Source organism: Bacillus cereus group sp. BfR-BA-01524 (assembly GCF_022662595.1).
In the GTDB taxonomy this organism is placed as follows: Bacteria; Bacillota; Bacilli; order Bacillales; family Bacillaceae_G; genus Bacillus_A; species Bacillus_A thuringiensis_S.
Genome location: NZ_JAKUDW010000009.1, coordinates 1 through 26,799 on the forward strand (window position 1 = coordinate 1; position 26,799 = coordinate 26,799).

A 26,799-nucleotide genomic window follows, 5' to 3' on the forward strand; every position below is an offset into this window, starting at 1 on the left:
CTACAATTGTGTGCGAATTCAAGAAAAATTAAACCACCTATCCCCTAAAGAATTTAGGGAACAAGTGGTTTAGGTGTTTTGATAGGTGTCCCGTTTTCAGGGTTCACTTCAACCGATAAGTATTGGGGCTTTTTCTCATTAGCTATAGTGAATAAGGTTGTGGTGGATTCTTCAAGAGGAAAGAGTGAATGAAGTCTAATGTAAATGAAATGAAACCTTGAATGATGCTTAGTTATAACGCAGTCTTATTCAGGGGTTCGTTAGTTCATTTTCTAAATTTAGGGAATAAATATAGCTTAGTACCTTGCAATAAACAATACCAAGTGGTATATTGTGGATAAAACAGGTACCGTGTATTGAACAGTACTAAGATAGGAAAGGAGGATGGCACTTGAACGTTCAGTTTAAAAAAGGTGTGCTTGAACTTTGTGTATTAGCACTTGTAAAACGTAAAGATAGTTACGGTTATGAACTTGTTCAGCAAATTTCTAATAAATTTTTAATATCGGAAGGGTCAGTATACCCTTTATTACGCCGTTTGACGAAAGAAGGGTATTTTCAAACGTATTTAAAGGAATCTACGGAAGGGCCACCTCGTAAATATTATCAATTAACAGAGCAAGGGGAAACGCAATTTCATTTGTTAGTAACAGAATGGCGTGATTTTGCGAAAGGGGTACAAGAAATTATTGAAGGGGTGGAATGGGATGAGTAAAGAAGGGTTTCTTAAAGAATTATCAAGTTATCTTAGAAAGTTACCAGGGGAAGAGAGGCAAGATATTTTATCGGATTATGAAGAGCACTTTCAGTTTGGGATAGAAGAGGGGAAAACTGAATCAGAAATAATACAGGGCCTTGGTTCTCCGAAAGTAATCGCAAAAGAATTACTTGCGATGTATCGCTTCGATGAAATGAAAAAAAATCCATCGACTTCAAATGTGACAAGAGCTGTTATGGCAGCGATTGGACTTAGTTTGTTTAATTTTATTATTGTGTTAGGCCCGTTAGTCGCAATTATTGCTTTTATATTTTCTTTTTGGATTGGTGGTATTGCTAGTGTAGTAACACCATTTTTCGTGATTGGAAAAGTATTTATGGGTACTTTTATATGGTTGGATCTTTTCGTTAGTATAACGTTTGTTGGAGTAGGTTTATTATTATGTATTATCGCTTTTTATAGTACAAAGTGGTTTAAGAGATTGTGTGTACGATATGTAATATGGAACTTCAAAATGATAAAAGGAGAGTAAATGATGAAAAAACTATTTTTAATCGCTATCGCTTGTATCATTATTGGAGTAATAGGAATTTCCCAAACATATGAAAAAGCAGCACAAACTGCTGAAAAAGGCGATAAAGAAAATATAATTAAAAACGAAACATTAAAAAATATAGAAGTTAAGTTAGATGCCGGGGATATTATTGTCCAAAAATCTCCTGACTCTTCTTTTTATATCAAGCAATCAGGAGATGTACGTAAACAAGAGATTCGTATCGCAGAAGATGGTGACACATTAAAAATTATTGGGGAAAGAGAAAAAGGTGCTTCATTTGATTTTTCTTTTTACGATTTTAGGTTTCAAACGTCTAAATTGACTCTCCTTGTGCCCGAACGCTCCTACCAAGATGTAAAAGTAAATTCATCTGCCGGACAAATCGAAATGAGTGATGTGAAAAGTGATAGCGTAAGTGTTAGAACACTTGCTGGAGAAGTAGAGTTGAAACAAGTAACGGCTAAGAATGTGGAGGGATCGACAAAAGCTGGTGAGGTGAACTTTAAGAAGGTATTAGGGAAAGTGACCGCAAAAACAACAAGTGGGGAAATAAATATTCAAGATCATGATTCTAAGTATAATCTAGAAGCAAGTTCAACTGCGGGAGATATAGATATTACTTTATCGGAAAAACCACAAGATGCGGTAATTACTGGGCAAAGTGCTGCCGGAGATGTAACAATTTTTAATGAAGAAAATAATAACGTAACAATTGGAAATGGTAGTAAAAAGATTAGCGGTAAAACGGCTGCTGGAGATGTGACGATTGAAACTCGTTAATAAGAAATAGAATGTATGGAAATCTATCAAAATACAAAAAAGAAGATAATTACCGTATATAAATAAGGTAATTATCTTCTTTTGTTATTTTTAATGTAAATCACGATATACGCCAATTACTTTCCCGATAACTGACACTTGTTTTAAAATGATAGGTTCTAATGAAGAGTTTTCTGGTTGTAGACGGAAATGGTCTTTTTCTTTATAGAAACGTTTAACAGTTGCTTCGTTATCTTCTGTTAAAGCGACTACAATTTCACCATTATATGCAGACTGTTGTTGGCGAACAACAACTAAATCTCCATCGAAAATACCAGCTTCAATCATACTATCTCCAGAAATACGTAACATGAACACTTGGTCTGCTCCAGCAACAATACTAGCTGGAAGTGGGAAATGTTCCTCTACGCTTTCGACAGCTGTAATTGGTAAACCAGCAGTAACTTTTCCGACAATTGGAACTTGAATAACAGATTGTGTTTCTGTATCGATTCGGTCTACGCCTAAAATTTCAATCGCTCGTGGTTTCGTTGGATCGCGTCGAATGTATCCTTTTTCTTCTAATCGTGATAAATGTCCGTGCACTGTAGAACTAGAAGCGAGGCCGACTGCTTGACCGATTTCACGTACGGAAGGTGGATATCCTTTTTCTTGTACTTTTAGCTTAATAAAGTCGAGAATGTCTTGCTGGCGTTTCGTTAACTTTTCCATGTTTTCTAACACCTCGTTTTCTTTCATTTTTCTTATTAATAAGTATAACATGTGAAAAAACATTCTACAAACATAAGTTCGAACAAATGGCTGATTTATGTTACACTATAGGGAAATAATAGGGAGAAAGAGGGGTTCAAAATGAATGCAATTATTTATGCACGTGTGAGTACAACGAAAGAAGCACAAGAAACATCATTATTACGTCAAAAAGATGAATTATTGCATTTAGCTGAGCGCTATCAAATGAATGTTTCTAAGGTGATTGAAGAGCAGGCTAGTGGATATACAATTGAGCGTGACGGTATATTAGAGGTGTTGGATACAATTCGAGACGAACAAATTGATGTGTTACTTATACAAGATGAAACGCGACTTGGTAGAGGAAATGCGAAAATCGCATTAATGCATTGTTTACATAAAGAAGGTATAAAAGTATATACGCATACACATAATGGTGAATTACAATTGTCGGATTCTGATTCGATGGTATTAGATATTATTGGTATTGTTGAAGAATATCAAAGAAAGATTCATAATTTGAAAATTAAACGAGGTATGCAACGTGCAGTAGAAAAAGGCTATCGTCCAGAAAAAAATTTAAAAAATCGGCATTTAAGTGTAGGAAGAGAGAAAAAAGAAGTGCCAATTGAGGAAATTGTACGTTTGCGAAAAAGTGAACTCACGTTTGAAGAAATTGCAGCAACACTACGTGGATTTGGTCATAATGTTTCAAAGGCGACTGTACATCGTAGATATGTAGAGTATACGAAGCAATTGCTTGATAAAGAAGAGTAACTATTGTATGATAATAATCAGTTTTGATTAGAAGGGGGATTCGAGATGATTAATCACGAACTCGTTGAACGCATTAACTTCTTAGCGAAAAAAGCAAAAGCTGAAGGTTTAACTGAAGAAGAGCAACGTGAGCGTCAATCGCTACGTGAACAATATTTAAAAGGATTTCGTCAAAATATGTTAAACGAACTTAAAGGAATTAAAGTTGTTAACGAAGAAGGTACAGATGTTACACCGACGAAATTAAAAGCTTTAAAAAAGCAAGATAATGCAAAATTAAATTAAAAGATGGGCGAAGCCCATCTTTTTTTATTTGTAAAAATCGTTATTTAATAACTTTCCAGTTGTTATTAACTGTTGCTTCTATCGTTTTATGTTCCAATATATAATTAGCGATAAGTTCAGACATATCTGTTGGTATATCTTTTACTACCGGTTTGTTTTGAAACATAAAGAAATTTCCACCGCCACTTGCACGATAATTATTCATTACAACGTCATATTCTTCATTCATATTAAGAGGAACACTGTTATGCTGTAAAGATTCTACTCTTTCACCAATTGGTTTTGAAATGTTTAATACGTATGAAATCCCTTCCCACATATCGTAATTATAATGTTGTGGCTTTGGTTCTATGTAGGTAGGACTTACGATGATGGATCCATCTGTTTTTAATGTGAAATAAGAAGCAGAGAGTTCAAGAGCATCTTTTATATCTGCTCCAGTTATTCTAATTACTTTTAATGTGTTTGGATAAATATAATTAGAAACGATGTCACGCATTGTTACATGTTCCGGAAAACCTGGAGATGTATTATGGAACAAACTTGTACAAGAAATGGATACATTAGCTATATCCATCTGTATTTTATTTATAAATTCGATAAAAGGATGATCATGCAAACGAGTTTGCATAGCATCTGAAATTTGCATGTCTCCCTGAATGATTCCAATAGGTTGATCAAGCCACTTTTGTGTTTTCTCTTCGTAATCGGCTACCAATGAAAGTACATTTTGGTCCGCTTCAACTCCTTGTACAGATAATAATTCAGAAGAGCTCTCTTTTTTCACCCATTTATGTTTTGTTTTTTCGAATGTTACTTTTACTTTTCCAACTGAGTGTCCATTGCATCCGGTCTGTAAAATTGTTATACCGTTAGCCATTGTGTGAGAAATTTCTCGGTGTTGATGACCTGTTAGTAAAAGGTCTATACCTTCAATTTCATGGCACATTGCATATCCTTGGTTTTCACCTGTTAACACTTCAGTCGGTTCCCCAGTTTGTAAATCTCTTTCGAATCCACCGTGATAGGCTACGACTAATAAATCTGGTTTCTCATGTTCGTGAATATAAGAAACCCATTTTTTTGTAGTCTTTAATGCATCTTCAAATAGTAAATCTTTAATGTGATGGGCCTGTTCCCAATTTGGGATGTAATGTGTTGTTACCCCTAAAATAGCAATTTTTATATTGGATTCAATCTGTTTGATTATATAAGGTTTTCCGAAATAGGGTTTTTTTATGTTTTTATCTAAAATATTTGCTGATAGGTACGGGAAGTTCGCAGTAGTCACAGCATTATTTAATATATCCATTCCGTAATTAAATTCATGATTGCCGATAATTGCAGCGTCATACTGTAAGTGATTCGCTAATAAGGACATTGGGTTTTTTTTGTTTTTTTCGTATGTAACATAATGATAAGTAAATGGTGTTCCTTGAATAAAGTCGCCATTATCAATTAAAAGAACGTTTATATTTTGGGAACGTTCTTTTTTTATAAGAGTAGAAATTTTAGCTAAACCAAGTTCTGCTGGGGAGTTATCTTGGTAGTGAATGGGATAAACAGTGCCATGTATATCGCTTGTTAATAAGATGTTTAAAGTTACAGTTTGATTATGTTCCAATATGACTCACCTTTTCTATTGTTATCTTCCAATTAATCATATCAAATATGTGAAGTGAAATTTGATGTGAATGTATAGAATGTGTAAAGATTCTGTAAATAACCAATTGTGTATCAAAATATGTGATATATTTCTTCATGTTTACGGAAGGTATTTATATAACAAGAAAAATGGAGGCATTAATATGTTGAAAAAAGTTTTTGCAATGAGTACAACAGTTGTACTAGCAGCGGGATTATTAAGTGGCTGCGGGACGAAAGAGTCAAGTGCAAGTAAAAATGAAGATACGAAAAAAGGTTATGTACCAAAGACCTTAAATGTTCAATTTGTTCCTTCTCAAAATGCGGATACGTTAGAGGCAAAGGCAAAACCATTGGAAAAGCTATTAAGCGATAAATTAAATATTCCGGTAAAAGTTAGTATTTCAACTAACTACAATACAATTGTAGAAGCGATGGCATCTAAACAAGTAGATGTAGGGTTTTTACCACCAACAGCGTACGTATTAGCACATGAAAAGAAGGCTGCAAATGTAATTTTACAAGCGCAACGTTTTGGAGTAGAGGATGAAACAGGAGCTCCTACAAAAGATTTAGTAGACTATTATAAATCTGAATTTGTTGTTAAAAAAGACTCTAATATAAATAGTGTAAAAGATTTAAAAGGTAAAAAAATTGGTTATCAAGATGTAACATCATCAGCAGGGTATGTATGGCCTGCAGCTGTTCTATTAAAAGAGGGAATTGATCCGCTAAAGGATGTGAAACCTGTTACATTAAAAGGTCATGATCAGTCGCTTATTGCTCTTTTAAATGGTGATGTAGATGCGGCTGTTGTATTCCAAGATGCTCGTAATATTGTAAAAAAAGATTATCCAAATATATTTGATCAAACGAAAATAGTGAAATTTACTGAGAAAATTCCGAACGATACAATTTCTGTACGCTCTGATTTAGATGCAGAGTGGAGCAAGAAATTACAAGATGCTTTCATTGAAATTGGAAAAAATGAGGAAGGCCGTAAAATCATTAAAGAAGTATATTCCCATGAAGGATATATTAAATCTGATGATAGTAAATTTGATATTGTTCGTGAATATGGAAAGACAGTGAAGACGCAATAATACATAGTGAACTGGCGGCTAGCTGGAAGGTGTGAGATTTCAGTTAGTTTGCCGTTTTTTAGTTATTGATAATACATTGAAAGTAGGTAAGATGTGTGATAGAGTTTCGAAATGTTTCCAAAATGTATCCGAATGGCACAAAGGGATTGAATAATATAAATTTAAAGATTCAAAAAGGTGAGTTTATTGTAATGGTCGGGTTATCCGGAGCTGGAAAATCTACACTTCTCAGATCCGTAAATCGTCTTCATGAGATTACAGAAGGAGAAATCTTTATTGAAGGTGAGTCTATTACTGCTGCAAAAGGAAAAGGATTAAGGCGTATGCGCCGAGATATCGGTATGATCTTCCAAAGTTTTAACCTTGTAAAGCGATCAACAGTATTAAAAAATGTATTAGCTGGTCGTGTTGGCTATCATTCCACATTACGTACAACGTTAGGTTTGTTTCCGAAAGAAGATGTGGAGCTCGCATTTCAAGCATTAAAAAGAGTGAATATTTTAGAAAAAGCATATGCACGTGCTGATGAATTATCAGGAGGACAACAGCAACGTGTATCGATAGCTAGAGCATTGGCGCAAGAAGCAAAAATCATATTGGCAGATGAGCCTGTTGCATCGTTAGATCCACTTACGACAAAGCAAGTGCTAGATGATTTGAAAAAAATTAATGAAGATTTTGGAATCACGACAATTGTAAATTTACATTCTATTGATTTGGCTAGACAATATGCGACACGTATTATCGGATTACATGCAGGAGAAATTGTTTTTGACGGTTTAGTAGAAGAAGCAACGGATGAAAAATTTGCTGAAATTTATGGGGACGTTGCTCAGAAAAGCGAATTATTAGAGGTGGCAGTAAAATGAATGACGTGACGATATATTCAAATGAAATACCGAAGCCGCCGAGTAAATTGAAACATATATTAACGTTTATTTTAGTTATTTTAATGCTGTGGAGTAGTAGTGTACAAGTAGATGCATCATTTTCAAAACTGGTAGACGGTTTTCCAAATATGGTAGATCTATTGAAAGAAATGGTGCCACCTGATTGGAGTTATTTTCAAGTTATTACAACAGCGATGTTAGATACAATACGTATGGCGATTATTGGGACGACTTTAGGAGCGATTTTAGCCATTCCACTTGCATTGTTTGCAGCAAGTAATGTGTTTACTAACACATTTTTATACAGTCCAGCTCGAATGATTTTAAATTTTATACGAACGATACCAGATTTATTATTGGCGGCTATTTTCGTAGCAATTTTTGGAATTGGGCCACTTCCAGGTATTTTGGCTCTTACTTTTTTCTCAATTGGACTCGTAGCGAAATTGTTGTATGAATCAATTGAATCAATTGACCCTGGCCCACTAGAAGCGATGACAGCTGTAGGGGCTAATAAGGTGCAATGGATTGTTTATGGAGTCATTCCACAAGTAAAAGCGCACTTTGTTTCCTATGTACTATATACATTTGAGGTGAATGTACGTGCAGCGGCTGTCCTAGGTTTAGTAGGAGCAGGTGGTATTGGACTATATTATGATCGTACACTTGGATTTTTACAATATCAACAAACTGCTTCTATAATTATTTATACCCTTATTGTTGTTTTGTTAATTGACTACATTAGTACGTTGTTGCGGGAGAAACTATAATGAATAGAACGACGATGATTGTTCCAAAACCGAAGAAACCGAGTATATATCGCTGGATTATTTTAATAGCACTTACAGTTGTATATGTATGGGCCTTTTCAGGAGTGCCATTAGAAGGGATAAAGGACACAGCAGGTGAAATCACGAAAGCAATTATGACAGGGATATTGAATCCAGACTGGTCGTATGTATCTTTGCCAGATGGTGAAGATTTATTACATGGATTAATTGATACGTTGGCAATTGCGATATTAGGTACATTTATTTCTGCATTTTTATCTGTTCCGTTTGCCTTTTGGGCGGCAACGAATATGAGTAGTGGAAAATTAACTTCAGGATCTGGGAAATTTGTACTTAGTTTTGTTCGTACGTTTCCTGAATTAGTTATGGCTCTTTTATTTATAAAAGCTGTTGGTCCAGGCTCTTTTGCAGGAGTATTAGCCTTAGGATTACATTCTATTGGAATGTTAGGGAAACTATATTCAGAAGGAATTGAAAACATAGATAAAGGACCGACGGAAGCGTTACTAGCAACAGGAGCAAATCGTTTTCAAATACTTTGGTATGCAGTGTTACCACAAGTGTTACCGGATTTTCTATCGTATACGTTATACAGATTTGAAATTAATGTACGATCCGCTGCGATTTTAGGGGTTATTGGAGCAGGAGGGATTGGTACACCGTTAATTTTTGCGCTGAGTTCACGGAATTGGTCTCGTGTTGGGATTATTTTATTAGGTATCATTTTAATGGTAATTATAATTGATTTGATTTCAAGTTCGATTCGGAAACGGATTGTTTAACTTATTTGAAAAGCATCGAAGTTAGATGCTTTTTTGTGTTTTTAAAAACATATTGAAAAAAGTAAGTATAGAAAAGAAGTTTGTATAAATATACAGATAATTCTCTTTCTTTTTAAAATAAAAATAATGAAAAAGTATGTCATATTGAATGCCCATACATTCCCGGAAACATTGATTTTTTTATAAAAAACCAAAAAAATATCAACATATTTGTCGATACATGTTGTATAATCTTGCGTGGGAAGCTATCATATAAATGTATAAAACGTTTACTAATATAAGCGAAGGGAAGAATAGCATGTCACATTCAATCGAACAACTTTCTATCAACACGATTCGCACATTATCCATCGATGCGATTGAAAAAGCAAACTCTGGTCACCCAGGAATGCCAATGGGTGCAGCACCAATGGCTTATACATTATGGACTCAATTTATGAAACACAATCCAAATAACCCAACGTGGTTTAACCGTGATCGTTTCGTATTATCTGCAGGTCATGGTTCAATGTTATTATACAGCCTACTTCACCTATCTGGTTATGATGTAACAATGGATGACTTAAAGAACTTCCGTCAATGGGGAAGCAAAACTCCAGGACATCCTGAGTACGGTCATACAGCTGGTGTAGATGCAACGACTGGTCCACTTGGACAAGGTATTGCAACTGCTGTAGGTATGGCAATGGCTGAAAGACATTTAGCTGCTAAATATAACCGTGATGCGTATAATGTAGTAGATCATTATACATACGCTATTTGTGGTGATGGAGATTTAATGGAAGGCGTTTCTGCTGAAGCATCTTCATTAGCTGCTCATTTACAATTAGGTCGCCTTGTTGTGCTTTATGATTCAAACGATATTTCATTAGATGGCGATTTAAATCGTTCATTCTCTGAAAGTGTAGAAGATCGTTACAAAGCATACGGATGGCAAGTAATCCGTGTTGAGGATGGAAACGATATTGAAGCAATCGCGAAAGCAATTGAAGAAGCGAAAGCTGACGAAAAACGCCCAACGCTAATTGAAGTAAGAACGACAATTGGTTTCGGTTCTCCAAACAAATCAGGAAAATCAGCTTCACATGGTTCTCCACTTGGCGTAGAAGAAACAAAATTAACGAAAGAAGCATATGCTTGGACTGCTGAGCAAGACTTCCACGTAGCAGAAGAGGTATACGACAACTTCCGTAAAACAGTACAAGATGTTGGTGAAACTACGCAAGCAGAGTGGAACACTATGCTAGGTGAATATGCACAAGCATACCCAGAATTAGCAAACGAATTCCAAGCAGCAATGAACGGTCAACTTCCAGAAGGTTGGGAGCAAAACTTACCAACTTATGAATTAGGATCAAAAGCAGCAACTCGTAATTCTTCTGGTACTGTAATTAATGCAATTGCAGAGTCTGTACCATCATTCTTCGGTGGATCTGCTGACCTTGCTGGTTCTAACAAAACATACATGAATAACGAAAAAGACTTTACAAGAGACGATTACAGCGGTAAAAACATTTGGTACGGTGTACGTGAGTTCGCAATGGGTGCAGCAATGAACGGTATTGCACTACATGGCGGTTTAAAAACTTACGGTGGTACGTTCTTCGTATTCTCTGATTACTTACGTCCAGCAATTCGCCTTGCAGCATTAATGCAATTGCCAGTAACGTATGTATTCACACATGACAGTATCGCTGTTGGTGAAGATGGTCCAACACATGAACCAATCGAGCAATTAGCAGCGCTTCGTGCAATGCCAAACGTTTCTGTTATCCGTCCAGCTGATGGTAACGAATCTGTTGCAGCTTGGAGACTAGCTTTAGAATCTACAAACAAACCAACTGCTTTAGTATTAACTCGTCAAGACCTTCCAACATTAGAAGGTGCAAAAGATGATACGTATGAAAAAGTAGCAAAAGGTGCATATGTAGTTTCTGCAAGCAAGAAAGAAACGGCTGATGTAATCTTACTTGCAACTGGATCTGAAGTAAGCCTAGCTGTTGAAGCTCAAAAAGCATTAGCAGTAGACGGCGTTGACGCATCTGTTGTCAGCATGCCATCTATGGATCGCTTTGAAGCTCAAACTGCAGAGTACAAAGAATCTGTATTACCAAAAGCAGTAACAAAACGTTTCGCAATCGAAATGGGTGCTACATTCGGATGGCACCGTTACGTAGGTCTTGAAGGAGATGTGTTAGGTATCGATACATTCGGTGCTTCTGCTCCTGGTGAGAAGATTATGGAAGAGTATGGATTTACTGTAGAGAACGTTGTTCGTAAAGTAAAAGAAATGCTTTAATGATTTCAGAAAAATCTCTCCGGCATGGAGAGGTTTTTCTATGTAAATGAGTTTTTTCGACAGAAAAAGTTTTTTATCTCTCCGCAGTCAGACAATCATTGCAAATTTTCTTATATATAATGAAGAGAAAAGGTTGTCCAGATTGGGAGTGGAAAAATGAAAACGTATGAATTGTATTTAATTCAAGAGGATATTGCGAAAGCTTATTTTGGTCGTGAATATTTGTTTTTTGATTTATTTGCTCGATTTTCAGAATCTGGGTCCCTTTCGGAGAAAAAAGTGTTATATAAGCAAATGATGTATATAACGATGCCATTGCAAGTAATGAAAATTCATCATAAATTAGAACAAGCTTTGCGCGTTCTTGGTAAATATGATAGAACACATCATACACATACACTTTATACGGGAGCGGAGTACGGCGAAATAATGGTGAAACCGCACTATATTCGTATGAATACCTCTGGAAATGTCTCTATGGAAACGACTTTCTTTGAGGTGTTAAGAAAGTGTGAATTAACATTTTTAGCTATGGATTATGAAAATACAAAGTACGGATGGCTGAATCCTCTAAAACAAGTACGAACATATGTGTAAAAAATGTCGAATTGTATCTTGTCTTATTGAAAAGGTTTTAGTACACTGTAAGGTAGACAACATGAAGGAGGAAAATATATGCCAATTTGGTTAGGTATTCTAGTGGGCGTAGTAGCACTAGTAGCAGGCGTGGCGTTAGGATTTTTCATTGCCCGCAAATATATGATGAATTACTTACAAAAAAATCCACCAATTAACGAACAAATGTTAAAAATGATGATGATGCAAATGGGACAAAAACCTTCCCAAAAGAAAATCAATCAAATGATGAGCGCGATGAACAAGCAACAAATGAAATAAGCGCTAAAAGACACTCGCTAAGAGTGTCTTTCTTTTTGTTAGTTATAGTTTTTAAAACTTTTAAAAATTCTGTATTTTTGATAAACTGAAAACATCGCTCATTTTAAGGGAGGAGGAAAAAAATGAAAGTGTTTATGAATTTAGCGTGGTTTTTTAAACAAGAAAAACGAGCGTACATAACCGGAATTATTTTATTATTTGGCGTTGCACTTTTAGAACTTGTAGCACCAAAAGTAATTGGAATCGTTGTAGATGAAATTAATGATGGAACATTGACGACCGATAAGTTACTAAATTGGGTTGTACTATTAGTAATTGTAGGTATTACGATGTACATATTACGTTACATATGGCGTATTATGATTTTCGGGTCTTCGTTAAAATTAGCTCGCCAATTACGAAAAAATTTATTTGAACATTTTACAAAGATGAGTCCATCTTTCTATCAGTCAAATCGAACAGGTGATTTAATGGCACATGCGACCAATGATATTCAAGCGATACAGCAAACTGCTGGAGCGGGTGTTTTAACGCTTGTTGACTCATTAGCTGTTGGGGGATGTGTACTCGTAGCGATGGGTTTTACAATTAGTTGGAAGTTAACATTGTTAAGTTTAATTCCGATGCCGATTGTAGCCATTTCGACAAATTATTATGGAACGTTATTACATAAAAGGTTTCATAAAGCACAGCAATCGTTTTCGGAAATTAACGATAAAGTGCAAGAGAGTATGAGTGGAATGAAAGTGATTCGATCGCTTGGACAAGAGAAAGAAGATTTGCAGGCGTTTCGAAAAAAATCAGAAGATGTTGTGCATAAAAATGTGTTAGTTGCACGTATTGATTCGTTATTTGATCCGACAATCGCTCTTATCGTTGGATTTTCTTTTTTAATTGCAGTATGTTACGGATCGGTATTAGTTGTAAGAGGTGAACTAACAGTAGGTGATCTCGTTACATTTACGACATATTTAGGTACCCTCGTTTGGCCAATGTTAGCGTTTGGATGGTTGTTCAATATTATGGAGCGTGGGCGTGCTTCATATGACCGTGTAGAAAAAATTCTTTCACAAAAATCAGATGTAGTAAATAGAGAAAATGCTGTACATACAATAGCGAGCGGTAATGTTTCGTTTGCTGTTGATTCATTTTCGTATAAGAAAAATGAACTGTTACATTTAACCGATATTTACTTTGATTTGAAGAAGGGCGAAACGCTAGGAGTTGTAGGACGTACAGGTGCAGGGAAAACGACTTTATTAAAATGTTTAATCCGTGAGTATGATCATTTTAATGGTGAATTAAAAGTTGGGGAGCGAGATATTCGAGATTTAACACTTCATGGTGTCCGTTCTGCTATTTCATACGTGCCGCAAGATCATTTTTTATTTTCAGCAAGTATTGGTGAGAATATTGCCTTTGGAAAGGCGGATGCTACATATAATGAAATTACCCAAGCTGCAGAGATTGCTTGTATTCATAATGACATCCTCCAATTTTCAGAAGGATATGAAACAGTAGTAGGGGAAAGAGGCGTTTCGTTATCTGGTGGTCAAAAACAGCGAATCTCTATTGCTCGTGCTTTATTAACAAATGCTGAAATTTTAATTTTGGATGATTGTTTATCAGCGGTAGATGCAAAAACAGAAGAGACGATTTTAAGTGCCTTAAAGAGGGAAAGAGCAGGGAAAACGACGATTATTACTGCACACCGATTAAGTGCAATTCAGCATGCCAATCTTATTCTTGTTGTTGATGAAGGTAGAATTGTACAAAGAGGTACACATGAGGAATTAATGAAGGAAAACGGCTGGTATAAGGAAATGTATGAAAGCCAGCAATTAGAAGCTTTAGTCGAGAAAGGAGGCGTATGATGGTAGAGAAGAAGCGAAGTGATTTAAGTAGATTGCTTTCTTATATGAAGCCATATAAAGGGTTGCTATCTTTAGCATTTATCTTTTTAGTTGGTGCGACAGTAACGGAAATGATGGGGCCTTTTTTAATTAAACAATTCCTTGATGAACACCTAGTACCGCGGGATTTTGAACAATCAGCACTCGTTACTTTATTTGTAATTTACATAGTTGCTCATTTATTAAAAGTATTATTTACGTATTTAAATCTATTGTACTTTCAGAACATTGCTTTTAAGATTGTTCAAGATATGCGAGTTGAAGTATATGAACATGTTCAAAAGCTGTCATTAAGTTTCTTTGATCGTACGCCAATTGGTACGCTCGTATCTCGTATAACGAATGATACGGAAGCGATTAAAGATTTTTATGTCAGTGTATTATCAACATTTGTGAAAAATGTAGTCTTTTTAGTAGGTATTTTAATAGCGATGTTTTTATTAGATGTAAAATTAGCGCTATTTTCTCTCGTATTAATTCCGATAATGTTTGCGATTATGGTATTATATCGCCGGAAAAGTGCAGCTTTTTATTTAGAAGTACGTAATCAACTAAGCGTGTTAAATGCAAAATTGAACGAGTCCATACAAGGAATGAATATTGTTCAAGTGTTCAGACAAGAAAAACGTATGAGAAAAGAGTTTGAAGAAGTGAATAATAAACATTATAGTGCAGGACGACGTACTTTGAAGTTAGACGCATTACTTTTACGACCAGCTACGGATTTAGTACATATTGTAGCTATTGCGTTAGTACTAGGTTTATTTGGGATTGATGCCTTAAAGAGCCCTGTTGAAGTAGGAGTTTTATATGCTTTTGTTAACTATATACATCGTTTCTTCCAACCTGTAAATGAGATGATGATGAAATTGTCCTTTTTCCAACAGGCACTTGTTTCGTCATCACGTGTATTTCATTTAATGGACGAGAAAGATTTAGCACCGGTTCAAAAAGGCAATGAGAATCCTCAAGTTGTGGATGGAGATATTGAATTTAAAAATGTTACTTTTTCGTATGATGGAAAGCGTGACGTTTTAAAAAATGTATCATTTCACGTGAAACAAGGGCAAACGGTTGCTTTTGTTGGGCATACTGGTAGCGGAAAAAGTACGATTATGAATTTGTTAATGCGATTTTATAATATTAAGTCAGGAAATATTGTAATAGACGGTGTAGATTTAGAAAAATTTGAAGAACGAGAAATTAGAAAGAAAATAGGACTCGTATTGCAAGATGCATTTTTATTTGCTGGAAATGTAAAGCAAAATATTCGTATGTATAATGAAGAAATTACGGATGAAGAAGTAAAAGAAGCTGCTCGATTTGTGCAAGCGAATACGTTTATTGAAAAGTTACCAGAGCAGTATGAAACAGAAGTAGTAGAAAGAGGTGCAGCATTTTCAAGCGGTCAACGACAATTAATTGCTTTTGCTAGAACGATAGCAACGAATCCGAAAGTATTAGTATTAGATGAAGCAACAGCTAATATCGATACAGAAACAGAAGAGGCTATTCAAACAGCGTTGCAACAAATGCGAAAAGGTAGAACGACGATAGCCATTGCGCATAGGTTATCTACAATTCAAGATGCAGATCAAATTTTTGTGATGCATGATGGAGAGATAGTAGAAAGAGGAACACATCAAGAATTACTAAGTGAGCAAGGTTTGTATTATAATATGTACTTGTTACAAAATAAAGGGAGTTTGCAAAAGGCCTTGTAAATACAAGGTCTTTTTTATTTTGTATACAAAATATATTTACTCTTTGTTTCTATAGCATAAATGTCGTGTCCTCTTATGAAACTTGTACATATTGTATGTATACGAAGTAAAAAAATTGATAGGAGATTTTATATGCAAAACAGATCGAGTTCAAATGTTACGTTTATTGATGTGTCTCATTGGGAAGGGAATATTGATTGGAATGCAGTGAAGGCATCTGGAATTCCAGCAGCGTATGCAAAAGCGACAGAAGGTGTAAATTACATTGATCCTACTTTTACTAAAAATGTACAAGCAGCCCGAAGTGCGAATATATTAATTGGTGCATACCATTTTGCACGCCCAGAACAAAATGATGCAATTTCAGAGGCAAAATATTTTGTGAGTATATTACAAAGTAACCAGACAGACTTAATGCCAGTTCTGGATTTAGAATCACCAACAGATCCGAGTAATAGTAATTTAACTGGTAGCGCTATATCGAATTGGGCAAGAAGCTTCATAAATTATGTGAAACAGGCTACTGGAAAAGATGTAATGTTATATACAGGAGTTTGGTATATTAATGAGTTCGGAATCAGCGGATTAAGTGATATTCCACTTTGGATTGCTAAATACTCGAGTACACCGCCTGCTGATGCTGGTGGATGGACAGCGTGGACAGCATGGCAGTACACAGATTCTGGACAAATTTCAGGTGTAGGAAATTGTGATGTATCAGCTGCAGTTTCACTAGAAGCTTTACAAGGGAATGGAGCAAGTGGTGGAGGGAATGTTTCTCCGCCTAATAATGCAACTCCAGTGTATGGGGTTGCTATAATTAATGGAGATAATGTGAATTTGAGAAGTGGACCATCTTTGCAGTCTAGTGTAATTCGCCAATTGAATCGTGGCGAAACATATGAAGTTTGGGGAGAACAAGATGGATGGCTTTGTTTAGGGACAAATCAGTGGGTATATAATGATCCGAGTTATATTCAGTATAAACATTATGTGGCGACTATTACTGGTGATAATGTAAATTTGCGTGACGCTCCATCATTAAAAGGAAATGTTATAAGACAGTTACATCATGGTGAATCGTATCGAGTATGGAGTAAGCAAGATGGATGGCTTTGCTTAGGGACAAATCAATGGATATACTACGATCCAAGTTATATTCAGTATGGTGTACAATAGAGTAAAAATAAAAGGTGCCCTGTCAGAGGTGCCTTTTATCCCGCATTAACTGGCGGTAAGACCCCCACCTCAAAATTCAGCGGAAGCAAAGAAGTTAGGTGGGGATCAATTGCCAGTAAACGCCCGATTGGTTCAACTAATAATCAGTGGGGAATGAACAAAACCCCCACTGATTAAAGTTTCACTTTATTAAAAATGTACAACTTTTACAAAGTCTATATCGAAACCATAGTATACTATAGTAGATATATTTATAAAAAATAATAGAAAATGAAATAAAGGGGTAAAAATATGAATTATGTGCTAATAGGTGCGGTTTTAATATTATTAGCTGTAGTATTTGTGCTGTTTTATAAAAATAAACAGTTAGAATCAGAGAGTCAGCAAGTAGAATTTGAAAAGAAACAAGCAATTGAAACGTATGAAAATGAAATTGCAGCTACGGTGATAGAGCATAAAGAACAACAAAATAATTTAAAAAATATGGAACAGAAAAAATACAATGATTTACAAGTAAGTGCAAATAGAGAAATTGAAAATATGCGTATGATGAAAAATCAATTAGCTATACAACATAGTAAAGAACGTAGTGAAATACAAAATAAACATAATAACGAAATACATATGTTTCAAAAATTAATTGCAAATTTACGAGAATATACTAAAAACGGCGCTGAAATGAATACGTACGAAACATTACATTATATGAAGCGAGGATTCATAGAGCAAGGCATCATATTAGATGCTGAAATTGAAATCATGCCGAATGTTTTTATTAAAAATAATAGTGAAATAAACGATAATCGAATCCATCATCTCATCTTGTGCAAAACTGGTATTTATCTACTTGAGACGAAAGAATGGGAAGAGAAATTAATTCATGGTTTAACGAAAGAAAATGCTGGTATATATTCATTTATGATTGATGAAATGGGTAAGTATCAACAAGAAGTTGAAAAAGAAGAGACATTTGAATATATAGTAGGTAAAGATTCGTCAACTATACAAGTGAAAAATGAAGGGAACCCAGTATATAAGGCGAAGAAACTATCTCAAATTTTATACAATTGTTTGAAAGAAATGCAGGCTAATAGTATAAAAGAAAAGGTAAAACCAGTTGTATATTTTTATAATGAAAATGGAAAAGAAATAATAGATCTTTCAAGTGAGGAAACACCTAGATTAAAAGATCGGGAGCAAATTGTAACGTTCTTCAGAAATGAAATCTTAGCAGGGAAAATAGTATATACAGTGCAAGAATTAGAACAGATTCGAGAAATGATTAGCAGGATGAATTATATAGTGAGTTAAAAGGGGAGATCTTTCTGAGCGCTATGTTACGTGGCATTTTGTATGTCTATTTTTGTTTGTATATAGTAATGTACATTCTATTTATATTCGTCATCGATATGATCCATATGCCCTTAAGTGTAAGGAGCATTTTTGTAGTATTCATACCATTTGTTTTATTAGTCATGGTTCAAAGGGCTATTTTATATGTTTCTAAAAATCGTAATGAAGAAAAGAAGCAAATGTCTGGGGTTTTAATAGTAGCACTCATACCATTAATAGTATGCACTGTACAACTAAGTGTAAATGAATATACGTCAAAGTTTAATCAAAATAGATGGTTAAATCATGCAGAGAAACGGGTACATATGGTAGATGATCTATTACAAAAATATAAATTAATAGGGAAATCAAATGAAGAAATTACACAATTGTTAGGAGCTCCAACGGACACGAGAAGTGGGGAAGAAGGAGGTATCACTTTGTATTATCTTGGGACTGAACGTGGCTTTATTCCAATAGATAGCGAACAGCTTGTTTTACAATTTGATAGAGATGGTAAAGTCATGGAATATACGGTGCATAAAGATTAAAGAAACGTAGAGGGAAGCTATATGTTATAGCTTCTTTTTTATTTTTCAATATGTCACGGAAGGGAGAGAAGGTTTTTGAGTGGAATAAGGAATGAAAGCGGAGGTGATGCATATATATAGATGCATTGGGTGATTATTAACCCGATTGATGAGGGTTAATAATCAATAAGGGTGGGCAAAAACCCCACTGATTAAAATTTCACTTTATCATATTGTATAAATGAAAAGGAGGTAAGACGGTGAAAGCAATCCCGACTGATGTCCTGAGTAAAGAATTGATGGAAAGAGAAGGAGTTATATCTATTACAGTAAAGGAATTTGAAAAGATAGAAGTAGCTGGAGTAGTGGTCGCTGGTCCAGCGGTTATTTTGATTAATCAAGATTAAGTACATATCATTGAAATAAAAAGCATCCGTCTAGGATGCTTTTTATTTGTATGTAAGGATAAATATGATGGATAATTGTGTTACTGGAGGGAAAGTCTGTGGCAATTATTATAACAATGTTAGTAATGGGTATTTTATTAGGATTTGTTGGAGCTGGAGGAGCTGGGTTTATTATCGCGATACTCACTTTAGTATTCCAAATTCCTATTCATGTTGCTCTTGCAACATCTTTAACTGCAATGGCATTTACGACATTATCAGGTGTTGTAAGTCATTACCGTGAAGGCAATGTTGCACTTATTATAGGCGGGATTGTTGGGGGATTTGGCGCAATTGGCTCTTATATTGGTTCTAAATTTGGTTCACTTATACCAGCACATCTTCTTCATTGGTTTACAGCTGGGATGTTATTTTTATCGGCAATTTTTATGTTTATTAAATTAATTATGTTCAAAAACAAAGAACAGTCGTCTTTATATAAACATAAAGAGTTTTCCGCGAACTACTTGTTGAAATGTGTATGCCTTGGATTAGTTACTGGAATGATGGCTGGTTCATTTGGGATTGGTTCTGCACCGTTTATTCAACTTGGATTAATGGTTCTATTGGGACTTACGATTCAGCAATCTGTAGGGACAACAATGCTTGTTATATTACCGATTGCAATTGGAGGCGGGCTAGGATATAGTTCGGAAGGATATTTAGATTATATATTGTTATTGCAAGTATTGATTGGGACCATGTTAGGGGCATACATTGGCGCGAAGTTTACAAATTATGCACCGCGAACGCTTTTGAGGTTTTCGATGATTATGACACCGGTTTTAGCTGGATGTATGCTATTGATGGAATAAAGTGAAATTATAATCAGTAGGGGGTTACTGCCTACAAATAGCGGGATAAAATTAATATAGCAAACTATTAATATATTTTACGAATGAATTATATAGGTAATTCATATTTCCCATATAAAAGGATTTGTTTTAATATTATGAGTGTAAAGTTCGAGTATTCGAAGTACTACTTGAATTATATCCCTATCCCTTTTCTAAAAATGCGAACAAGTTTTGCCCTATTCTATTCAATAGTTAATTGCATAGAAATATATTGTTCGATGACCATTATGGAACGTACATAATGGGAAAATCCCGATCCTTAAAGAGGATGCCCCTAATCTTCATGTGAAAATATGATCGGATATGAAAGCTGACCAATTTATGGTCAGCTTTCTTTTTGTTCGAAAATTATTTCTTCTTTAATTTCTGTTTGCAATAATACAGTTTTTCCGAAGCGACGTTTGCATTCCGCGCGCACTTTTTCAAGGGCTAGTAGCTGAGTAGTGGCGGGAACTGTGACAATAGCTTGGCGAGGTTTTCGATTTTCTTCACAAAAGACACATTCCACAACATAATTAGAAATCATATTTTCATCCTTCCAGTTTTAATTTCTAAGAAGGGATTGTCTATGAAGTTGATGTAACTTTTCGTCATTGTTTTATTATTTTCCTCTTTTTTTCAAGGGGAAAATAATAAAGAAGGCGAATTTTAGTAGGGGAGGGATGTTTATGGAGAGATGGATAGGTAGTGCAGCGGTATGTGTAAATGAAAAAAATGAAGTTTTAATGGTATTGCAGGGCAAAGAGGGAGAAGAAAAAAGGTGGTCTGTCCCAAGTGGAGGACTTGAAAAGGGAGAGACACTAGAAGAATGTTGTATCAGGGAAGTTTGGGAAGAAACAGGTTACAATGTGGAAGTTGTAAATAAAATATATGAAAAAGAGGGTATTACATACGGAATTCCAGTGTATGTCCATTATTATTTTGTTAAACAAATAGGCGGTAATATGAAAATCCAAGATCCTGATGAGTTAATACATGAAATTGCTTGGAAAGGGATATATGAAGTTGAACAATTGTGTTTAGCTTTTCCAGAGGATTATGAATTGCTGTGCCAATATATAAATAAAGAAGCAAGTATGTAAATACTTGCTTCTTTAATGTATCCAAGACAAGAAAAGCGGAACGATAACTAAACTAGCGCCTGCTGTTAAAAGCATGGATAAACTTGCAATTGTTCCTTCCACAGGACCGATTTCGAATGCTTTTGATGTACCGGTTCCGTTTGCGCTCGTTCCTAACATAATACCTTTTGCAATTGCTGTTTTAATACGGCAAATACGTATGAGAGAAGGACCGAGCAATGCTCCTGTTAAGGCAGTTAAAACGACAAAGACAGCAGTTAATTGTGACATACCACCAATCATTTCTGAAATAGCCATTGCGATTGGTGTTGTTACGATATGTGGCGCTAAACTATGTTCTAGTGATGAATCAATTTGAAAATAATTTGCTAGTAGTGCTGAAGTAATGACTGATAAAAACGAACCGACAATGACATTAAGTAAGATAGCCATTCCATGTTTCTTTAATAAATCAAAGTATTTATAGATTGGCCATGCAAAAGCAACTGTTGCGGGTTTTAATAATTCAGTTAACCAGTGACCACCAGTTTCGTATGTTTCATAAGGTGTATCTAATCCGAGCAATAAAGCAATTAAAATAATGGGACAGACGAGAAGAGGAGAAAGTAGACTCCAATTCCAGCGTTGATACATTTTTTTTGATAGCCAATATGTGAATAGTGTTAATAGTAAACAAAGAAATCCGATCATTGCGTTGATCCTTTCCGCTTTAGTAGCAATTCTGTTAAAAGTCCTGTAACTAAGGTAACGCAAAGAGTGCTAATCATAATAATTAAAATGAGATCGATTCCATATTGTGTTAGTGTATCTCTGTAACGTATGACAGCGACTGCAGAAGGGATGAAAAATAAAATAAGTTCTTTTAATAAAAAATCTGCTCCGTCCTGTATCCATTCTTTTTTAACTAGGTTAAATTTTAATGAAATTAATAATAAAAAAATACCGATTATACTTCCTGGAACTGGGAGGTGTGCCTGTTTTGCAATCCATTCACCTGTCCAAGCGAAACAAAATAGTAATAAAATTTGTCCGCTTAACTTCCACCATTTCATACAGTAACCCCTCTTTCTTTTTTTACATAAAAATTGTAAAAAAGAATTAACAATTTCTACTATACGTTCATTCAAAATATTTGTCTAATATATAAATTATATGTTATTAATATATTAGACATATTAATCGAAAGTGAAAAGGGTGTCCAAAAATGGAATTACGGCATTTGCAATATTTTGTTGTTGTGGCAGAAGAGTTACACTTTGGACGGGCGGCTGCTCGTTTACAAATGACACAACCACCACTTAGTCAACAAATACAGCAATTAGAAAAAGAAATGGGAGTTACATTATTTTCAAGAACGAAAAGAAAGGTTGAACTAACAGAAGCAGGAGAAATGTTTTTAAAAGAAGTAAAAAAAGCGTTTGAACAAATTGAAAAAGCAGTAGAAGTTGCACAAAGTGCGCAAAGGGGAGAAGTAGGATCACTTTCAATTGGTTTTGTAGGTGCGGCGATATATGATATTTTACCATCAATTGTTAGGGAATATAGAAAGAAATTTCCGAGAGTGTCTGTTGCATTACATGAATTGTCAACACCAGATCAAGTTCATGCACTTCATGATAACCGTATTGATATTGGCTTTTTACGTCCACCAATTCCAACGCAATTATTAGAATTAGAGCCAATTCAAAGGTTATCTTGCACCTTATGTTTACCAAAGGCACATCCGCTTGCAGAGAAAGGTGAAATACATATAGAAGATTTACGAGATGAGCCGTTTGTATTTATTACGAGACCAGTATGGCCAGCTTTGTATGATACAATTTTATCTCTTTGCAGAGAAGTTGGATTTAGTCCGCGTATTGTACAAGAAGCAACAGAGTATCAAACAGTTATGGGGCTTGTAGCAGCAGGGATTGGAATTACAGTAATACCCGTGTCGGCAAATAAGTTATATAAAACAGAAGTTGTATATAAAGAGTTATATGATTCTAATTTTGTTGCAGAAATGTCAGTGGCTTACAAAAAAATGAATAGTAATCCAGAGCTGCTAGAGTTTTTAAAAATTGCAAGAGAGAAGAAAAGAATAGAAGTAGAAGACGAGTAATAGTAGTAACAGAAAATGGATTTAATTCAGATCCATAAAAGTACACCTTATTAAACAATAAAGCGGAAATGCAACTTAAGTTGCATTTCCGCTTTATTGTTCTTTTTTTAGCTCGATACTAAATAGATAAACGTGTTCATTTTCTTTTAAGAGTAGATCAATACCTGTTTCTTCATCAATGATAGGAACGCTTACAGTTTCTTTACTGGTTTGGATTACAGCAGCTAAAATTGTTTTTTGATTGTATTTTAAATTTTTTATAGATTGGATTGTAGTAGTTGCAGAGCTATTTACGCTTGGTGGCGCTTCTTCAGGAACAAGTGTTGAACCACCATTAATATTAATATACCATTGCCCTTTTTCTTGTACATCTTCATTAAAGTGGGGGTATGGCGATATGAAAGAGAGTTTTATTTTCTTTTCTAGAAAATGTGAGGTAGCAATGTAAGCGATTTCTTTTGTTTTTTTACCATTGTTATAATAATCAATTGTAGCATTTAATTCATCTTTATCATTTTTAAGCGTAATGTTATAAAACATGCTATTTCCTTCTTGAAAAGGAGTCATTTGTAAAATAGAAGCTTGCTCTTTTGTTAATTTGTATGGCTCAACAATGGCAACTTCATTGTTTTTTAGTTGGCTACAACTTGTGAGTAATAATAAAGACAAGATTAATAGTAATTTTATACGCATGCAATCTCCTCCTTTTTACAATTATATTCTAAATATGCTTTTTTTATCATTTCGTTTTCTAGGACTAAAGACTTAGAAGAAATTCCGATTGTAGTGCGATGTTTAAAATGTCATATTTTTATACACTAGTAGTATAGAATGCGTATGTAATAAGGTAGGGGAAGAATTTTATGTCTTTATGTCGGTTAGCGAGAAAAAATATTAGAACATTTGCTACCAAAAGGATGAAGCAATTTATTTGGATTGCTATGAGTACTATGATTTTGTTTTTTATGATATCGTTACAATTTAATGAAGGAGCTATTTTGAAAGTAGGGGATGCATTTGTATTTCAAATGTATTTTTACACACTGTTTATTGTACTAATTTTCATATGTATTTTTACTACATATAAAATGATGTACTCCCTTTTGCTAGTGAGGAGAGAGGAGTTTACATCTTATGTAGCAGAAAATATGAAAAGAAAAGAAGTACTATGTTTATTATGTCAGGAGCAATTATTCATTTATGGAGCAGCATTTGTTTTCGGATTAATTAATGGGATGCTATTTTTGAAATTATTCACGGTTATCTTTATGAAAATCGCAGGGATACAAGGAGTAAATAGTGCGCCAATTACAATATATGCAGTTGTAATTATTAGTATAATTATGATGACTGTCGTTTTAATAACGATGATGCAATGTTATCATTTTTTTCGAAGTTTAAAAGATGAAAATTCGTTGCGATTAAAAGAAAGGGCATGAGAAATCATGCTTTTTTCTATTTTACACATAAAAATAATCATGTTACAGTGAAAAGACCTGACAAAGAATGGGAAGGAAAGGTTGTATAGAATGACAAATGAACAATCAATTGTAAAAGTCGATCGGTTAACGAAGCGAATCGGATCAAAGACACTTGTACAAAATATTAGTTTTGAAGTGAAAAAAGGCGAGGTTGTCGGTTTACTCGGACCAAACGGTGCTGGAAAAACGACTTTAATGAGAATGATGGTTGGTATGATCCGTATGACAGAAGGTGAAGTATGGATTGATGGTCAATCTGTGAAACAGCAATTTGAAAAAACCGCTGCGAAAATTGGGGCGGTAATTGAGACACCCGAATTTTATCCTTTTTTGAGCGGGTATGAAAATTTAACATATTTCGGACGAATGAATGGTAATGTGACCGAAGAGCGTATCGATGAAGTAGTGAAATTGTTAGGAATGGGACAAGTAATTAATCGTAAAGTAAAAGCATATTCACTCGGCATGAGACAACGTTTAGGAATCGCTCAGGCGCTTATTCACGATCCGGATGTGTTGGTACTAGATGAACCGACGAATGGATTAGACCCTAGTGGAATACATGAAATGAGAATGTACATAAAAAAAATTGCACATGAACAAGGAAAAGCTGTACTTGTATCGAGTCACTTACTTTCAGAAGTTGAATTAATGTGTGACAGAGTTATCATTATTCAGCACGGGGAATATGTGGCTACGCAAAATATTCAGCATAGTCAAAGTGAAGAGATGGAGACGATCCGTATACGTGTAGATGATGTGAATAAAGCAGCGGAAATGTTAGGGCATGATGTTTTAGTAGAAGATAATGAATTAATTATTAACGTAAAAGATGAAGAAATCCCAAATGTTATTCGTACATTGCTTGAGAAAAATATTCAAGTGTATCGTGTATATGAAGAAAGAAAAACGTTAGAAGAGCAATTTTTAGAATTAACAGGGGGAAAAGATATTGTTTAATTTAGTATATAACGAACTGTATAAAATATTTAAGCGGAAGCGAACGATTATTCCATTTGCGGTTATTGCAGTATTAATAATCGGATTAGGGTGGGTTACGGTAAAGTATTTTGAACCGGAAACAAAAGGATGGAAAGTAGATTATACAGAACGTACTGTAGAAATTGAGAAAAAGCTTGGCATGAAAAAAGAAGCTATTTTAGCAGAAAAATCAGGGGATGAGCTTGTAAAAGAATACCAGCTTAAGATGAAGCATTTAGATACGGATACAGCACCGGCAAGCAGTTCTCCACTTTCTTTCATGAGAGATACAGGTTTTATCGTATTTCCAATTTTGCTCCCATTTATCCTCGTGTATGCAAGTACAATTTTTGCGAATGAATATAGTTGGGGAACATATAAATTTTTAACAATCCGTCCGGCGAGTCGATTTAAAATTTTAACAGCAAAGTTTTTAGCAATCGTTATATTTGCAGCTTTATTGTTTATATTTAATATGATTTTCTCCGCTTTATGTGGACTTGTTATTTATAAATTCCAACAGCCTGCATGGAGTGAGTTTATTTTCCAAGATGGAAATATAATAAAACAAAATATTTTTGTGGAAGCAAGTAAATATTATGTTTTATCGTGGTTACCAACGGTTGTGTATGCATCGTTTGCATTTATGATTTCTGTGTTAACGAGATCTAGTGGAGGTGCAATTGGTATTTCACTATTCCTTGCTTTATCAGGCAATATTGCGTTATTAGCAGCCACTAGATATAACTGGGCGAAATATTTATTGCCAGCAAACACAGATTTATATAGTATTTCAAAGAATGGAAGTTTTATTGATGGAGTAACATTCCCGTTTGCATCATGTATGTTACTACTTTATTTGTTCGTATTTTTATGTATTTCATATACTGTGTTTTTAAAACGTGATTTAACTTAA

31 protein-coding genes are annotated in these 26,799 nt (G+C 34.7%); 25 read left to right on the top strand and 6 right to left on the bottom strand.

The annotated features are described in order from the left end of the window. The 4 genes from MR170_RS32435 to MR170_RS04580 form a co-directional block, all read left to right on the top strand. On the top strand, positions 1-73 hold a 73-nt coding region (locus MR170_RS32435; RefSeq protein WP_326245104.1), incomplete at its 5' end, for an IS3 family transposase. Positions 74-391: 318 nt separating this feature from the next. Then, positions 392-715, top strand: coding sequence for a PadR family transcriptional regulator (locus MR170_RS04570; RefSeq protein ID WP_001102628.1), 324 nt, complete (start codon positions 392-394; stop codon positions 713-715). Next, entirely contained in the window at positions 708-1,250 is a 543-nt protein-coding gene (locus tag MR170_RS04575; RefSeq protein WP_242307375.1) for a DUF1700 domain-containing protein, read from the top strand. The genes MR170_RS04570 and MR170_RS04575 overlap by 8 nt, the downstream gene beginning before the upstream one ends. Then, a complete protein-coding gene (locus MR170_RS04580; protein WP_242307376.1) occupies positions 1,251-2,054 on the top strand; it encodes a DUF4097 family beta strand repeat-containing protein in 804 nt (267 codons plus the stop codon). It abuts the gene before it with no gap. Positions 2,055-2,144: 90 nt separating this feature from the next. On the opposite strand, the gene lexA is transcribed toward MR170_RS04580, so the two are convergent. Next, positions 2,145-2,765, bottom strand: a complete 621-nt coding sequence (lexA, locus tag MR170_RS04585) for a transcriptional repressor LexA (protein ID WP_016080614.1) — start codon at positions 2,763-2,765, stop codon at positions 2,145-2,147. A gap of 141 nt (positions 2,766-2,906) precedes the next feature. Between lexA and MR170_RS04590 the strand changes: the two genes are divergently transcribed. Together MR170_RS04590 and MR170_RS04595 are read left to right on the top strand one after the other, a co-directional pair. Next, positions 2,907-3,563: a YneB family resolvase-like protein gene (locus MR170_RS04590; protein WP_016080615.1), complete on the top strand. Its 657-nt coding sequence runs from the start codon at positions 2,907-2,909 to the stop codon at positions 3,561-3,563. A 45-nt stretch (positions 3,564-3,608) separates the two neighbouring features. Continuing rightward, positions 3,609-3,848: a DUF896 domain-containing protein gene (locus tag MR170_RS04595; protein WP_000607015.1), complete on the top strand. Its 240-nt coding sequence runs from the start codon at positions 3,609-3,611 to the stop codon at positions 3,846-3,848. 40 nt (positions 3,849-3,888) lie between these two features. Here the strand turns inward: MR170_RS04595 and MR170_RS04600 are convergent, their stop codons facing one another. Further along, on the bottom strand, positions 3,889-5,472 hold the full coding sequence (locus MR170_RS04600; RefSeq protein ID WP_016080616.1) for a bifunctional metallophosphatase/5'-nucleotidase: 1,584 nt from the start codon (positions 5,470-5,472) through the stop codon (positions 3,889-3,891). Between the two features lie 184 nt (positions 5,473-5,656). Between MR170_RS04600 and MR170_RS04605 the strand changes: the two genes are divergently transcribed. The 14 genes from MR170_RS04605 (at position 5,657) to MR170_RS04670 (ending at position 20,193) form a co-directional block, all read left to right on the top strand. Next, the gene (locus MR170_RS04605) at positions 5,657-6,595 is read left to right on the top strand and encodes a phosphate/phosphite/phosphonate ABC transporter substrate-binding protein (protein ID WP_000915063.1); all 939 of its coding nucleotides are present in this window, start codon (positions 5,657-5,659) and stop codon (positions 6,593-6,595) included. A gap of 95 nt (positions 6,596-6,690) precedes the next feature. Continuing rightward, positions 6,691-7,464 carry a phosphonate ABC transporter ATP-binding protein gene (gene phnC / locus MR170_RS04610; RefSeq protein WP_016080617.1) on the top strand — a complete coding sequence of 258 codons (774 nt, stop codon included), beginning with the start codon at positions 6,691-6,693 and terminating at the stop codon, positions 7,462-7,464. Next, on the top strand, positions 7,461-8,255 hold the full coding sequence (gene phnE, locus MR170_RS04615; RefSeq protein WP_016080618.1) for a phosphonate ABC transporter, permease protein PhnE: 795 nt from the start codon (positions 7,461-7,463) through the stop codon (positions 8,253-8,255). Before phnC ends, phnE (MR170_RS04615) begins: the two co-directional genes overlap by 4 nt. Continuing rightward, positions 8,255-9,058 (top strand): phosphonate ABC transporter, permease protein PhnE, encoded by an 804-nt coding sequence (gene phnE, locus MR170_RS04620; protein ID WP_001082388.1) that lies wholly within the window; start codon positions 8,255-8,257, stop codon positions 9,056-9,058. Before phnE (MR170_RS04615) ends, phnE (MR170_RS04620) begins: the two co-directional genes overlap by 1 nt. Before the next feature lie 298 nt (positions 9,059-9,356). Beyond that, positions 9,357-11,357 carry a transketolase gene (gene tkt, locus MR170_RS04625; protein WP_016080620.1) on the top strand — a complete coding sequence of 667 codons (2,001 nt, stop codon included), beginning with the start codon at positions 9,357-9,359 and terminating at the stop codon, positions 11,355-11,357. A gap of 156 nt (positions 11,358-11,513) precedes the next feature. Then, a complete protein-coding gene (sirA, locus tag MR170_RS04630; protein WP_000860645.1) occupies positions 11,514-11,954 on the top strand; it encodes a sporulation inhibitor of replication protein SirA in 441 nt (146 codons plus the stop codon). Between the two features lie 78 nt (positions 11,955-12,032). Then, positions 12,033-12,254, top strand: a complete 222-nt coding sequence (locus MR170_RS04635) for a YneF family protein (protein ID WP_001123317.1) — start codon at positions 12,033-12,035, stop codon at positions 12,252-12,254. A gap of 122 nt (positions 12,255-12,376) precedes the next feature. Then, on the top strand, positions 12,377-14,128 hold the full coding sequence (locus tag MR170_RS04640) for an ABC transporter ATP-binding protein (RefSeq protein WP_242307377.1): 1,752 nt from the start codon (positions 12,377-12,379) through the stop codon (positions 14,126-14,128). Continuing rightward, the gene (locus tag MR170_RS04645; RefSeq protein ID WP_016080622.1) at positions 14,128-15,891 is read left to right on the top strand and encodes an ABC transporter ATP-binding protein; all 1,764 of its coding nucleotides are present in this window, start codon (positions 14,128-14,130) and stop codon (positions 15,889-15,891) included. The genes MR170_RS04640 and MR170_RS04645 overlap by 1 nt, the downstream gene beginning before the upstream one ends. 132 nt (positions 15,892-16,023) lie before the next feature. After that, positions 16,024-17,070 (top strand): GH25 family lysozyme, encoded by a 1,047-nt coding sequence (locus tag MR170_RS04650; protein ID WP_029443064.1) that lies wholly within the window; start codon positions 16,024-16,026, stop codon positions 17,068-17,070. A gap of 291 nt (positions 17,071-17,361) precedes the next feature. Beyond that, positions 17,362-18,381, top strand: a complete 1,020-nt coding sequence (locus MR170_RS04655) for an NERD domain-containing protein (protein ID WP_029443063.1) — start codon at positions 17,362-17,364, stop codon at positions 18,379-18,381. 23 nt (positions 18,382-18,404) lie between these two features. Next, entirely contained in the window at positions 18,405-18,953 is a 549-nt protein-coding gene (locus tag MR170_RS04660; protein WP_043936450.1) for a hypothetical protein, read from the top strand. 239 nt (positions 18,954-19,192) lie between these two features. Next, positions 19,193-19,339: a BC1881 family protein gene (locus MR170_RS04665; protein WP_000644411.1), complete on the top strand. Its 147-nt coding sequence runs from the start codon at positions 19,193-19,195 to the stop codon at positions 19,337-19,339. Between the two features lie 98 nt (positions 19,340-19,437). Further along, a complete protein-coding gene (locus MR170_RS04670; RefSeq protein ID WP_016080626.1) occupies positions 19,438-20,193 on the top strand; it encodes a sulfite exporter TauE/SafE family protein in 756 nt (251 codons plus the stop codon). A gap of 367 nt (positions 20,194-20,560) precedes the next feature. Here MR170_RS04670 and MR170_RS04675 read toward each other — a convergent pair whose 3' ends face one another. Continuing rightward, the gene (locus MR170_RS04675; protein WP_000625226.1) at positions 20,561-20,761 is read right to left on the bottom strand and encodes a DUF3903 domain-containing protein; all 201 of its coding nucleotides are present in this window, start codon (positions 20,759-20,761) and stop codon (positions 20,561-20,563) included. A gap of 142 nt (positions 20,762-20,903) precedes the next feature. Between MR170_RS04675 and MR170_RS04680 the strand changes: the two genes are divergently transcribed. Continuing rightward, complete coding sequence (locus tag MR170_RS04680; protein WP_000442974.1) at positions 20,904-21,317, top strand: NUDIX hydrolase; 414 nt, start codon at positions 20,904-20,906, stop codon at positions 21,315-21,317. Between the two features lie 12 nt (positions 21,318-21,329). Here MR170_RS04680 and MR170_RS04685 read toward each other — a convergent pair whose 3' ends face one another. Together MR170_RS04685 and MR170_RS04690 are read right to left on the bottom strand one after the other, a co-directional pair. Beyond that, positions 21,330-22,007 carry an LrgB family protein gene (locus MR170_RS04685; protein ID WP_016080627.1) on the bottom strand — a complete coding sequence of 226 codons (678 nt, stop codon included), beginning with the start codon at positions 22,005-22,007 and terminating at the stop codon, positions 21,330-21,332. Then, positions 22,004-22,369, bottom strand: a complete 366-nt coding sequence (locus tag MR170_RS04690; RefSeq protein ID WP_000872365.1) for a CidA/LrgA family holin-like protein — start codon at positions 22,367-22,369, stop codon at positions 22,004-22,006. The genes MR170_RS04685 and MR170_RS04690 overlap by 4 nt, the downstream gene beginning before the upstream one ends. A 152-nt stretch (positions 22,370-22,521) precedes the next feature. Between MR170_RS04690 and alsR the strand changes: the two genes are divergently transcribed. Then, positions 22,522-23,421: an acetoin biosynthesis transcriptional regulator AlsR gene (gene alsR / locus MR170_RS04695; protein WP_242307380.1), complete on the top strand. Its 900-nt coding sequence runs from the start codon at positions 22,522-22,524 to the stop codon at positions 23,419-23,421. Positions 23,422-23,514: 93 nt separating this feature from the next. Here the strand turns inward: alsR and MR170_RS04700 are convergent, their stop codons facing one another. Further along, complete coding sequence (locus MR170_RS04700; protein ID WP_242307382.1) at positions 23,515-24,114, bottom strand: histidine kinase; 600 nt, start codon at positions 24,112-24,114, stop codon at positions 23,515-23,517. Between the two features lie 170 nt (positions 24,115-24,284). Between MR170_RS04700 and MR170_RS04705 the strand changes: the two genes are divergently transcribed. The 3 genes from MR170_RS04705 (at position 24,285) to MR170_RS04715 (ending at position 26,799) form a co-directional block, all read left to right on the top strand. Next, positions 24,285-24,860, top strand: coding sequence for an ABC transporter permease family protein (locus MR170_RS04705; protein WP_242307384.1), 576 nt, complete (start codon positions 24,285-24,287; stop codon positions 24,858-24,860). A 90-nt stretch (positions 24,861-24,950) separates the two neighbouring features. Continuing rightward, positions 24,951-25,862 (top strand): ABC transporter ATP-binding protein, encoded by a 912-nt coding sequence (locus tag MR170_RS04710; RefSeq protein ID WP_242307388.1) that lies wholly within the window; start codon positions 24,951-24,953, stop codon positions 25,860-25,862. Beyond that, the gene (locus MR170_RS04715; RefSeq protein ID WP_000482759.1) at positions 25,855-26,799 is read left to right on the top strand and encodes an ABC transporter permease; all 945 of its coding nucleotides are present in this window, start codon (positions 25,855-25,857) and stop codon (positions 26,797-26,799) included. The genes MR170_RS04710 and MR170_RS04715 overlap by 8 nt, the downstream gene beginning before the upstream one ends.